Below are 13,078 nucleotides of genomic sequence, written 5' to 3' on the forward strand. Positions count from 1 at the left end.
AGCGGAGGAGGCTATACATGGCTATCGAAAAAATGTTACTGCTTAATCTAGTAAGTTCCCTAGATGAAGAACATGCCATACTACAACAATTAGTTCTTTGTGAAAATGTGCATTTAAATTTGGAACATAGTGATCTTTATGATAATAATTTCATGGTACATGAATATGAAACGATGTTATCTAGCAGTAAGCACATACACGAAGTAAATTATGTTGAAATTGAAAACCAATACAATGATCTGGAACGAACAGTCCTTCAAATTTCATCTGATCTCAATATTACATTAAAACTTGATAAAGAGCATATAAAAGAATATGTAGGGGCAGAGGCGATAAGAGATTTAGAGCTCATCAATCAAACAATTGAACCGAGTATAGAAATTATTAATCAAAAAAGAGCGCATATGAATGAACTTATATGTTTTCTAGAAAAGATAAAATATGTTCGTGAAACAATTGACTTTAATGAAATAGCCCATATGAATTACTTTGATTATGAAATAGGCATGCTATCTAGAGATAATAAGCTGCATATTAAGAAAAACTATGAAAACATTAGTGCTTTAGTACTAAAAATAGGTATTATTGAAGATTCAAGAGAAGATATTTATATTATTTTCTACCTCAAAGAATTCAAAGATGAAACTAAGCGACTGCTAAAGTCTTTAAATTGGCACACGCTCTATGTACCAGAAGATGCGTTAGGTAATATTCATGAAGTAAGAAAAACAGTTAATGAGAAAATCGTTGTCTTAAAAAAAGAGATTGGAGCTTTAGAAGAAAAGATTATTGAAAATAAAGAAGAAACGGCACTTCTTTTAAATAAAATTTATACAAGAATCAAGTTAGAGCAAAAAATAACAGAGCTTAAGCAACAAATCATATATGGCAATAATGTCTTTGTTCTTAATGCATGGATTAGAGCAAAAGATAGGGAGAAACTAGAAGAAATTATAGCAAATATAACTGACAAATATGTTGTTATTTTTAAGACCAAGGATGAAATAGGAAAAGATGCCATACCACCTACCGAACTTAGGAATAATTGGTTTTTTAAGCCTTTTGAAACGATTGTAAAACTCTATGGATTACCTGCCTATAACGAAATAGATCCAACACCTTTCTTAGGGATAACCTTTTGTTTTATGTTTGGGATTATGTTTGGGGATATAGGACAAGGACTTGTTTACTTTTTGGTCGGTGTTTTACTTTATAAGAAGAACGAAACGGCTGGAGGTGTACTGACGCGCTTAGGTTTAAGTTCTATAGCTTTTGGATTTATATACGGCAGTATATTTGGACTTGAACATATTCCTATTCTTGAGAAGATAGCAGTCGTTCATGGTGGACCACTCAATGAAGATAATATTATGCCCATACTGTTGGTGGGCGTCATATTTGGTGTTTTTGTGCTCACAATATCTTTTATGATTGGGATTATTAACTTATTTAAAAAGAGAGATATTGAGCACGGGGTGTTTGGTAAAAATGGTGTTGCGGGTTATCTTTTCTTTATGGGACTTGTTATGACATTTGTAACACTTGGGGGCGTTATACCTATTTCAGTACTTTTTCCAGTTGGCGTAATGGTTATTACTTTCTTTATGATGATTTTTAAAGAACCACTCACACATTTAGTACAAAGAAAAAGACCCCTTATACAGGGTTCAAAATCTTCCTATTATGTAGAAAGTAGTTTTGAAGGAATAGAGACCATATTAAGCTCCCTGAGCAATGGGATCTCATTTATTCGTATAGGTGCTTTTGCACTTAATCATGCAGGATTATTTCTAGCATTTATTAAAATGTCAGAAATGACAGAAAATCAAATACTTAAGTTTTTTATATTATTACTAGGTAATTTATTAATTCTTACTCTTGAAGGACTTGTTGTATTTATCCAAGGGTTAAGATTGCAATATTATGAGATGTTTAGTAAATATTTTAGCGGAGATGGTATAGCCTATCATCCAGTTAAAATACGAGAATAAGTAAATTATTGATCTTTTAGATATGAAGGGATGGGACATATAATGATGCAATTAATCGTTTTTTTTACAGTAGTTATAGCAGTAGGAACAGTTTCATACGGTTTTAGAATGATGAAGTTACAAAGACAAGGGAATATTAAAACAGCTATGCTCACTTCGTTGTCATTATTTGGTGTTATGATAGCAGCTTTTTTTGCAGTAGGATTTATTACGCCGATATTTGCAGCCCAAGAGACAAATACAGCTGCACTGGCAGGCATTTCTATGGGAGCAGGTTTTAAATATTTAGCTGCTGCTCTTAGTACAGGACTTGCTACAATTGGGACAGGGATGGCAGTAGGTTCAGTAGGTTCCTCTGCTATTGGAGCTGTTTCAGAAGATCCTTCTATACTCGGTAAGACACTTATATTCGTTGGTATGGCGGAAGGTATAGCGATTTATGGGATGATTATTTCAATACTCATTTTATTTATGTAAAGGAGACTATCTATAGAAAAGAGGTCTAACATGAAAACATTTTTAATTAGTGATAATAGAGATACTTTGGTAGGAATGCGGCTTGCAGGCATAGATGGTGTCATAGTGCATACAAAAGAAGATGTTATAGAAGTCATGAAAGCTGCTGTTATTGATCCTGATATTGGTATTATTATACTAACAGAAAAAATTGTAGATCTAGCAAAAGAAGAAATCATGGAATATAAATTAAAGCAAAAAAAACCACTTATAATTGAGATTCCAGACAGGCATGGAACTACCAGAGGGCATGATGTCATTACAAATTATATTAGAGAATCGGTAGGAATCCGCATATGAGGTGATAAATATGGTTACAATCGAGCAAAAATTAACTTTGTTTTCTAAACTTTTACATCAAGATATTAAAGAAGAAGTGGAAAATAAACTAGCTGAACTTGATAAAGAGTATAAAAGACGTATTATAAGAAATAAAGATAAAGTAGATAAAGAAGCAAATATGATTATAGAAAATGCTAAAAAGCGTGCAGAACTAAAAAAAATTGAGATTATAAGCAAAAGTAAAATATCAGCTAAAAGAGAGGTACTGCTTACTAAAGAAAAATATATTAATATGTTTATAGGTCATTTTGAAGCCAAAATTAAATCATTTACTCAAACCGAAGCGTATAAAAACTTTTTAAAAGGCTATCTTATGCAATTTAAAGAAATAAAGGATTATAAACATGACTTAGTTGTGTATATGACAGAGTGGGATTATGCTCATCATAAAGATTATATTAAAGAGATCTTGATTAATTTAGAATTAGATGCACAAAAACTAAGCTTCGAAATAATAAATGACACGATATTAGGTGGTGTTATTATAGTTGATCCAGTATTTAATATGAGAATAGATGCAAGTATTGCAGCTTTGCTTCAGGACTCTAAAAATTATATTATTGAATCACTTTTTACAGCCATAGGAGAGGTGGGTGGAACACTTGAATGACCAATTTGGAGTTATTCAGCTCATTAATGGTCCAGTAGTTAAAGGCAGTCAGATGGCTTCGTTTAAAGTTAATGAAATGGTTACTGTTGGAGAGGGCCAGCTAATAGGAGAAGTTGTTTCGCTAGAAGGGGATATTGCGACTATTCAAGTTTATGAAGAGACAGAAGGCTTAAAGGCGGGAGAAAAGATAACTGCAACTGGCAGTCCTTTATCATTGAATCTTGGACCTGGCATGCTTGGCAATATATTTGATGGTATTCAACGGCCGCTTAAAAAGATAGAAGAAATATCAAGCATATTTATTCCACAAGGGATAGGACTATTGTCAATAGATGAAGATAAAGAGTGGGAGGTCAAACTGGTTGTCAAAGAAGGTGACCTTTTAAAGCCTGGGGAAGTGTATGCGACAGTTCAAGAAACTCAAAGTATTTTGCATAAGATCACCCTGCCGGCATATATTCAGCAAGGTAAAATAATAGAGGTTAAATCGGATGGCAAGTATAAGCTTAAAGATACCGTTGCTGTCATTGAGCGACAAGATGGAAATAGGATAAATCTTACACTGATGCAAAAGTGGCCAGTAAGAAAACCAAGGCCTGTGGGTCAACGTATACCTATATACAAACCGCTTGTTACAGGACAAAGAGTTATTGATACTTTTTTTCCATTAGCTAAAGGGGGCACTGTAGGGCTGCCAGGAGGTTTTGGAACGGGCAAGACAGTTACACAGCATCAACTTGCAAAGTGGAGCGATGCAGATATTATTATTTATGTAGGATGCGGAGAACGTGGCAATGAAATGACCAATGTGCTTGAAGAATTTCCAGCCCTTATTGACCCGCGTACCAATAGACCGCTTATGGAAAGAACCATACTTATCGCCAATACGTCTAATATGCCTGTTGCAGCCCGTGAGGCAAGTATTTATACTGGAATCACTATGGCTGAATACTACAGAGATATGGGATACGACGTAGCTATTATGGCAGATTCTACATCAAGGTGGGCAGAAGCCCTTCGTGAAATATCAGGACGTCTAGAAGAAATGCCAGCTGAGGAAGGATTCCCGGCGTATCTACCATCACGGCTTGCACAATTTTATGAAAGAGCAGGATGTGTACGTACTTTGGGGGGAGATGAAGCGTCGGTTACTATTATAGGGGCTGTATCTCCTCCAGGAGGAGACTTCTCAGAGCCAGTTACGGAAAACACAAAACGATTTGTCAGTGCTTTTTTAGCACTTGATAAAAAGCTTGCTTATGCAAGACACTATCCAGCAATTAATTATTTAACAAGCTATAGTGCATATATTACAATGCTTGAAGATTGGTATAAAGAGAATGTTGCTCCGGATATGCTTCAGCTGCGTTCTAAGATGATCCGTATTCTGCAGGAAGAAGAAAAACTTAATGAGATTGTACAGTTAGTGGGGGAAGATGTTTTGCCCAATGACCAACTGCTTATATTAGAAATAGCCAGAACAATAAAAAAAGCATTTTTACAACAAAATGCGCTGCACAAAGAAGATACTTATGTGACTTTAGAAAAGCAGTATAAAATGCTGGTCGTTATTCAAAAACTTTATGAAAACACTTTAGAGTGTGTGAAAATGGGTATCCCTATTTCAACAATACGTAAAGAAACTGTTTTTGAGGAGGTTATTAAAATGAAATATGACATACCTAATGATCAGACTGAACAGCTGGATTTACTAGGAGAAAAAATAATTGCCAGCTATAAAGAATTAAGGCAAAAATATCAATAGTAGCAGGGAAAGGTAAGCTTATGAGAAAAGAATACTTAAAGTTAGACAAAGTAGAAGGGCCACTCATTGTCCTTTCCAATATAGAAAATGTTGCTTATGATGAGATGGTAGAGATTAAGATTGATCAAAATGAAATACGAAAAGGTAAGGTTATTAAAATAGAAAAAGATCAAGTGGTTATTCAGGTTTTTGAAGGCACGGCTGGTATTTCTACCCATAATACTGCTGTTAAATTTCTAGGTGAGCCTCTTATGCTGCCACTTTCAAAAGAAATACTTGGAAGAACTTTTAATGGTATGGGCGAACCTATTGACGGGGCGTATCAAATTATCTCCCATAATAAATACAATGTAAATGGAAGGCCTATTAATCCAGTAGCACGTAAGTATCCAAGGAATTATATAAAAACAGGACTTTCAGCAATCGATGCACTTATGACACTTATACGTGGACAGAAGCTTCCTATCTTTTCAGGGAGCGGTATTGCACATAATGAACTCGCAGTTCAAATTGTTAAACAAGCAGAAATAGAGGGTTCAGACAGTGAGAATTTTGCAGTAGTGTTCGGTGCTATGGGGGTAAGGCATGATGATGCAAGCTATTTTATACGCAGCTTTGAAGCCGCTGGTGTACTTGATCATGTTGTTATGTATCTTAATCTGGCAGATGATCCGATTACAGAAAGAATTTCAACCCCTAAATGTGCACTTACAGCTGCTGAATATCTAGCTTTTGAACACAATATGCATGTGCTGGTTATTCTTACTGATATGACCAGTTATAGTGAAGCACTTAGAGAGATTTCATCTACCCGTGGAGAAGTGCCTTCACGTAAAGGTTATCCAGGATATTTATATAGTGACCTTTCAACTATATATGAAAGAGCAGGGATGATAGAAGGTAAAGAAGGTTCTATTACACTTATTCCAATTTTAACAATGCCAAATGATGATATCACCCATCCTATACCTGACCTTACTGGTTTTATTACAGAAGGACAGATTGTATTAAATCGTGAGCTCAACCAGAAAGGTATTTATCCACCGATAGCAATACTACCATCCTTATCGCGTCTGATGAAAGATGGTATAGGAAAAGATTATACAAGAGAGGACCATGCAGATCTTGCAAGCCAACTCTTTTCATCCTACTCAAAAGTGCAGGATCTACGTTCACTCGCTCAAATTATAGGCGAAGATGATCTTGGAGATGTTGATAAACTTTACCTTAAATTTGGTCGCGTTTTTGAAGAAAAATTCATTGCACAAAGCAGCTTTGAAAATAGAAGCATTACTGAAACTTTAAATCTAGGATGGAAGATACTATCTATCTTACCAAGATCAGATCTAGACCGCTTAAAACCAGAACTTATTAATAAGTACTATAAAGGTAAAAAGGAGTAGTCGTTATGGCTGTACTTGTTGCACCTACTAAATCAAACCTCATAAAAGCAAAAGCTTCATTGGCGCTGGCAAACAAAGGTTTTGAACTTCTGGATAAGAAAAGAAATGTTCTTATTAAAGAGATGATGTCCCTTGTAGATCAAGCTAAGGCTATACAATCACAAATTTATAAGGCTATTGAAGGTGCCTATGGCGGGCTTCAAACAGTAAATATTACAATGGGTATTAAAAATGTTGAAAGTATAGCACACAGTATTCCAAAGGATGAACAATTTGAAGTACTGCTTAAAAGTGTAATGGGTGTAGATATTCCAACACTTAAATATGACAGAAAAGAAGTACTTCCAAGCTATGGGTTTCATAATACTAATCCAGCATTAGATGAAGCAACGCATCAATTTAGAGAAGTTAAATATATGATATATGAACTGGCAGAAATAGAGAATTCAATCTATAAACTCGCAAAAGAGATAGAAAAAACTCAAAAAAGAACAAATGCACTTGAGCATATTCAGATGCCAAAATATCAGGAACAAGTTAAATATATTCAAGATGTATTAGAAGAAAAAGAGCGAGAAGACTTCTTTAGACTTAAGAGAATTAAAGGACGATCTAACTAGAATATTGGTTAATTTTTCACAGAAATGTTTTATGTTTTACCTTGCAAAATAATTATAAAATGATATAATAAGGATACAAAACAAAACCTGAGATGTACGACAACCTGTTATTTTGAACCTACAACATAAGATTGGGAGACCGATTTCGCAGATAGTGATGTCAGGCCACAAGCTAATTCCCTTTGGGCAGTGGAAGGCAAAGCTATATTGGAAGGTCACCCCCCTAGTACGGCTAGGGCGTCAAAATTGCAGGAACGGCATTTTGGGACATATTTAAAAACATATATTAAAGCATCGACTGATTAGTCGATGCTTTTTTGTGGTATTTGTCAAAAAAAGAATCTAATATATAGTGAATTCTACCAAAAGAAAAGCAATGTAGTAAAATACTATTGATACTAATATATTAGTTATGATAATATACTAATATAAATTTAAAAGGGGTGTAAACTATGAAAAGAAAATTATCAGTAGTATTATCATCGTTACTTATGGCAACAATGCTTACAGCATGTGCGGGAAGCAGCACATCACAAGGAAACCAGCAGCCAGCAGCTGACAAACCAGCCCAAGCAAAGCCAGCGGATGATAGCAAAACATATACTTTAAAAATAGGAATGGTTGTTACTGAAAAAGATCCTATGTATCTTGGAGCGATGGAATTCAAGAAAAATGTTGAAGAGCGTACAGAAGGTAAATTAAAAGTTGAGGTATATCCTAGTTCACAGCTTGGTGACACTAAAGACATTATGGAACAAGCTAAGATGGGAGCCAATGTAGCAGCTATTTCTGATGCTGCACTTATGTCTGAGATTGTTCCAGAAATTGGTGTGCTTGCAGCACCATATGTTGTAGATAATTATGAAGAAGCTGAAAAACTAGTTACATCTGATTTATTTAAAGAATGGTACGGTAAAGTATCTACAAGCGGTTATAGAGTGCTTTCATTTAACTGGTATCAAGGGGCAAGACACTTTATGACTAACACACTAGTAGAAAAACCAGAAGATTTAAAAGGGCTTAGAGTAAGAACTCCAGGATCACCAATTTTTACAGATTCAATCAATGCTATGGGAGCTAATGCAACAGCTCTTGCATGGGGAGAAGTATATCCAGGTTTACAGCAAAAGGTTGTAGATGGATGCGAAGCACAGTATCCTGCAATCGTTGGTGCAAGATTATATGAAATCGTTAAGTATATTGCAAAAACAGGACATTTCCAATTAATGTCTCCACTCGTAATTGGTAATAAATTCTTTGAATCCCTTCCAACAGATATGCAGCAGATAGTGCTTGAAGAAGCTGAAAGTGCAGGAACGTTTGCGTCAGATCAAACACTTAATGGACTTGCTGCAAACGAAGAAGAAATGAAAGCTGCTGGTGTAACTATTACAGAAGTAGATATTACACCTTTCAAAGAAGCTAGTAAATCTGTATATGAAAAGAATAACCTTGTAGAAGCTAAAGCTCAAGTAGATGCATTACTTGGAAAATAGTCTTATAAATAGGGACATTAAAAAGGAGTGATAAAGTGGGCAAGGTTTTAGACTCTATTAAGAAAGTAGAAATGTTTATAGGAGTCATGTTTATTATAGGTATTGTTGGACTAGTTTTTATTGCAGCTTTAATAAGATGGGTTGGCCATCCGGTTGCTTGGTCGATAGATGTGGCACAATTACTATTTGGTTGGGTTGTATTCTTAGGAGCAGATGTTGCCCTTAAAAATGACAGTCATATAGGTGTGGATATGTTTGTAAATAAGTTTCCTTTTAAAGTAAGGAAACTTATAAAAACTATTAATTCTATTGTTATATGTGCTTTTTTAATTATTGTTATTGTTTATGGTGTTCAGCTTTCTATAGAAAATTATCAAAGACTTTTTAATACATTGAAACTTAGTTATTCCTATGCAACATTAAGTGTTCCAGTAGGCTCAGCACTTATGTTTCTTACAATGTGTGACAAGCTTAAAAAAACTATAATGGAGAAAGAAGACAGCATGTTAGATAATAGTAAATCAGCATGGTAGGCGAGGAGGAATAGATTATGTTAATATTTGGAATACTTTTTGTTGTTTTTCTTTTAAGCGGTATGCCTCTTGCTTTTACAATTGGTATATCAAGCCTTGCATTCTTTTTTGCACAGTCTGATCTGCCTTATGCTATAGCAGTTCAAAAAATGATTTCATCTACACAGTCATTTCCTCTTTTAGCAGTGCCTTTCTTTGTCATGGCAGGGAACTTGATGAATGCAGCTGGTATTACAAAAAGACTTGTAAAGTTTTCAACTGTTTTAACAGGACATATGACAGGAGGACTTGCACAAGTTTCAGTTATATTATCTACGCTAATGGGAGGTATATCAGGTTCGGCAGTTGCAGATGCTGCTATGGAGTCAAGACTACTTGGACCTGATATGACCAAACAAGGATATCCTAAAGGATATAGTGCAGCAGTAATTGGTCTTACGTCTTTAATTACTGCAACTATTCCACCAAGCGTTGGACTTATATTGTATGGGTTTGTAGGTGAAGTATCGATAGGAAGACTATTTGTTGCAGGGATTATTCCAGGAGCTATTATGTGTCTGATTTTAATGGTCACTGTAAACCTTACAATGAAGTCAAAGGAAAAAAAGGGAATATGTGTTATTCCAAGAATGCCAAAAGCATCCGCAAAAGAACTTGGAACATCATTTCTTGAAAGTTTTTGGGCATTATTATTTCCTATTCTTTTAATTGTTACGATAAGATTTGGTATTTTTACATCATCAGAAGCAGGAGCTTTTGCAGTAGTTTATGCATTTGTTGTAGGAGCATTTGTTTACCGTGAACTGGATATCAAAAGCGCGGGAGAAGTACTTCGTCAAACAATTAATGATAATGGCATGATTATGCTTATCATTGCATGTTCAGGTATTTTTGGTTATGTTATTGTTTATAATCAATTACCGCAGACAATGGCACAGTTTATTACAGGGATTACAACACATCCTCAGTTACTGTTACTTATCATACTTGTATTTTTATTTATAGCAGGAATGTTTATGGAAGCGACAGTAAATACATTACTTTTAACACCTATCTTTCTTCCGATTGTTACAAGTGTAGGGATTGATCCTATTCACTTTGGAATACTAATGATGACAATTGTTACAATGGGAGGAATGACGCCACCGGTTGGGGTTACAATGTATACTACATGTCAGTTAATAGGATGCCCGACAGAAGATTATGTAAAAGAATCTGTTCCGTTTGTTGCAGCAATTATTGTAGAAATAGCTCTCTTGCTTTTCTTCCCACAAATTGTAATGTGGCTTCCAAATGTACTATTTCCAGTATAAATAAACCAACTTTGGTACGCATAAAGTGTACCAAAGTTGGTTTTAAATTTGCTTAAGGCATAAGATTATTCTAAATATAAGTAGCTAAATTTTTAGTTAAGCTAAAAATCATTGAAAAGTGTTTATTAAAGCTATATAATAATGGATGATATATTAGAATAATTAGTATTTTGGAAAGGAGGGCGGTATGTATATGGATAATATAAGTTTATCTAAACATTCTTCTTATAATATAGGAGATAGTATATACTACAGTCTGCGTAAAAATATTATTTCTGTAAACTTTAAGCCCGGAGAAGCACTCAGCATAAAAGAAATTTCTGAAAAACTAAATGTAAGCAGATCTCCAGTAAGAGATGCACTCATTAAATTAGGAAAAGAAGGACTTGTTGACATTATTCCGCAGAAAGGAACCAGTGTTTCTAAAATAGACTTAAAACGTGTAGATGAAGAAAGATTTTTACGTAATAGCCTTGAAGAAAATGCTATACGGCTATTTATTAAGATGTATAAGGAAAGCGATATTGCAATCCTAAGAAATAATATTGAAATGCAAAAACAAAGTCTTAATTGTAACGATTATTTATCTTTTTTAGATTATGACGATAGTTTTCATAGTGTGTTTTTCAAAAGTATTGATAAAACTATGTGTTGGGAAATTCTTCAAAGTATGTGCGGACATTATAGGAGAGTACGTCTTATGTCTTTATGGGATGATAAAATATTAACGAATGTAGTGACACAGCATCAACAAATTATAGAAAATATATGTCATAAAAATTTTGATAAAGCTATAGAAATGTCTCAGACACATCTTACTAAAATTTCCATGGAAGAGACAGAGCTTATAAAAAAATATCCTGAATTCTTTAAAGAACAGGATGATGATAACTTTCTAATTAAAGACTTTTACAATAGAATATAACTAATTTTGCTAAACCTGTATCGAAACCAGATACAGTCAGAAAAAAGTTAGAAAAGAAGTATATCATAAAGAATAGATTAGGAAAGGTTGAGAATAAAATAATGAAAAAGTTTATGGATGAAAATTTTCTTTTAGAGACTCAGACTGCACAGGTTTTATACCATACGTATGCAAAAAATGTGCCGTTATTCGACTATCACTGTCATTTAAGTCCGCAAGAAATTTATGAAGATAAGCATTTTAAAGATCTAGCAGAGCTATGGCTTGGTGGAGATCATTATAAGTGGCGTCTTATGCGAGCAAATGGGATAGAAGAACAATTTATAACGGGACAGGCTGATGGCTATGACAAATTTAAAGCATGGGCTTCTTGCATGCCTTATGCAATGGGTAATCCGCTATATCACTGGTCACATTTAGAACTGCAACGATATTTTGATATTAAGGAAGTGCTTAGTGAAAAAACAGCTGATACAATATGGCAAAGCGCGAATGCAAAAATTAATCAACCAGATTTCTCAGCACGTAAGTTAATAGAAGCTTCAAATGTATATGCACTTTGTACAACTGATGATCCAGTAGATACTTTGGAGTATCATATTAAACTTAAAGAAGATGCTTCGTTTAAACCCAAAGTTTTGCCTGCTATGCGTCCGGATAAGGCGTTAGAGATAACAGATAAAGACTTTAAAGACTATATTGAACGCTTAGCGCGTATAACAGATATAGAAATTTCAAATTTTGAGAGATTATGTGCAGCACTAAAAAGACGTATTGACTTTTTTCATGAAGTAGGATGCAGAGCAAGTGATCATGGTTTTACCTGCCTGCCTTATGAAGATTACACAGATGAAGAAATAGAAAAAATATTTAAAAAAGCGCTTAAAGGAGATACGCTTACTCATAAAGAAGCAGATCAGTACAAGACAGCTCTTATGGTCGCTTTAGGTGGCATGTACAAAAAGAAAAACTGGGGTATGGAGCTGCATATAGGTGCTTTACGTAATAATAATACTAAAAGTTTATTAAATATAGGTATTAATACAGGATTTGATTCTGTACATGACAGTGAAATTGCATCCAATCTTTCGAGGCTTCTCGATCGCTTAGAAAGACAAGATGACTTACCTAAGACAGTACTTTTTACTATGAATCCCAAAGATAACTGGATACTCGCTTCGATGGCAGGTAATTTTCAATCAAGTGAAGCAATAAGCAAGATACAGTTTGGGACGGCGTGGTGGATGCAAGACCATAGAGATGGCATGATAGATCAGATGAGAAGTCTTGCGAACTCAGGACTCCTGGGCAGATTTATAGGCATGCTTACAGATTCAAGAAGTTTTCTTTCTTATCCTAGACATGAATACTTTAGACGTATTTTATGCAACCTAATAGGTGGATGGATAGAAAACGGAGAATATGCAGATGATCTTGAACAGACCGGTGCTATTATTCAAGATATTTGTTTATATAATGCAAAAAGGTATTTTGAAGTATAAAATAATAAACTGAATTTTCTAATAATTGTAGGTTGCTGAAGTAATTTAGCAGCCTTTTTTAG

Annotated in this window: 12 protein-coding genes and 1 other RNA gene; all 13 read left to right on the forward strand. The window is 34.4% G+C overall.

The features are described 5' to 3' along the window. The first annotated feature begins 17 nt into the window (after window positions 1-17). Window positions 18-1,991, forward strand: coding sequence for a V-type ATP synthase subunit I (locus BN3326_RS00220; RefSeq protein WP_069997117.1), 1,974 nt, complete (start codon window positions 18-20; stop codon window positions 1,989-1,991). Window positions 1,992-2,033: 42 nt separating this feature from the next. Next, complete coding sequence (locus tag BN3326_RS00225) at window positions 2,034-2,468, forward strand: ATP synthase subunit C (RefSeq protein ID WP_083258427.1); 435 nt, start codon at window positions 2,034-2,036, stop codon at window positions 2,466-2,468. Window positions 2,469-2,498: 30 nt separating this feature from the next. Continuing rightward, on the forward strand, window positions 2,499-2,807 hold the full coding sequence (locus BN3326_RS00230) for a V-type ATP synthase subunit F (protein WP_069997118.1): 309 nt from the start codon (window positions 2,499-2,501) through the stop codon (window positions 2,805-2,807). A gap of 10 nt (window positions 2,808-2,817) precedes the next feature. After that, window positions 2,818-3,459 (forward strand): V-type ATP synthase subunit E, encoded by a 642-nt coding sequence (locus tag BN3326_RS00235; protein WP_069997119.1) that lies wholly within the window; start codon window positions 2,818-2,820, stop codon window positions 3,457-3,459. Then, window positions 3,452-5,224, forward strand: a complete 1,773-nt coding sequence (locus tag BN3326_RS00240) for a V-type ATP synthase subunit A (RefSeq protein WP_069997120.1) — start codon at window positions 3,452-3,454, stop codon at window positions 5,222-5,224. The genes BN3326_RS00235 and BN3326_RS00240 overlap by 8 nt, the downstream gene beginning before the upstream one ends. Before the next feature lie 20 nt (window positions 5,225-5,244). Beyond that, window positions 5,245-6,627 carry a V-type ATP synthase subunit B gene (locus tag BN3326_RS00245; RefSeq protein WP_069997121.1) on the forward strand — a complete coding sequence of 461 codons (1,383 nt, stop codon included), beginning with the start codon at window positions 5,245-5,247 and terminating at the stop codon, window positions 6,625-6,627. Window positions 6,628-6,632: 5 nt separating this feature from the next. Further along, window positions 6,633-7,247, forward strand: a complete 615-nt coding sequence (locus BN3326_RS00250; RefSeq protein ID WP_069997122.1) for a V-type ATP synthase subunit D — start codon at window positions 6,633-6,635, stop codon at window positions 7,245-7,247. An 81-nt stretch (window positions 7,248-7,328) separates the two neighbouring features. Further along, window positions 7,329-7,520, forward strand: a non-coding RNA gene (gene ssrS, locus BN3326_RS00255) — 6S RNA. A 179-nt stretch (window positions 7,521-7,699) separates the two neighbouring features. Next, window positions 7,700-8,743 carry a C4-dicarboxylate TRAP transporter substrate-binding protein gene (locus tag BN3326_RS00260; protein ID WP_069997123.1) on the forward strand — a complete coding sequence of 348 codons (1,044 nt, stop codon included), beginning with the start codon at window positions 7,700-7,702 and terminating at the stop codon, window positions 8,741-8,743. Between the two features lie 35 nt (window positions 8,744-8,778). Then, a complete protein-coding gene (locus BN3326_RS00265; RefSeq protein WP_083258428.1) occupies window positions 8,779-9,276 on the forward strand; it encodes a TRAP transporter small permease in 498 nt (165 codons plus the stop codon). 17 nt (window positions 9,277-9,293) lie between these two features. Continuing rightward, entirely contained in the window at window positions 9,294-10,589 is a 1,296-nt protein-coding gene (locus tag BN3326_RS00270) for a TRAP transporter large permease (protein WP_069997124.1), read from the forward strand. 193 nt (window positions 10,590-10,782) lie between these two features. Next, window positions 10,783-11,514: a GntR family transcriptional regulator gene (locus tag BN3326_RS00275; protein WP_069998367.1), complete on the forward strand. Its 732-nt coding sequence runs from the start codon at window positions 10,783-10,785 to the stop codon at window positions 11,512-11,514. A gap of 113 nt (window positions 11,515-11,627) precedes the next feature. Then, entirely contained in the window at window positions 11,628-13,016 is a 1,389-nt protein-coding gene (uxaC, locus tag BN3326_RS00280; RefSeq protein WP_330389548.1) for a glucuronate isomerase, read from the forward strand. Window positions 13,017-13,078 lie beyond the last annotated feature (62 nt).

The sequence above is a fragment of the Cellulosilyticum sp. I15G10I2 genome (genome assembly GCF_900095725.1).
Taxonomy (GTDB): Bacteria; Bacillota; Clostridia; order Lachnospirales; family Cellulosilyticaceae; genus FMMP01.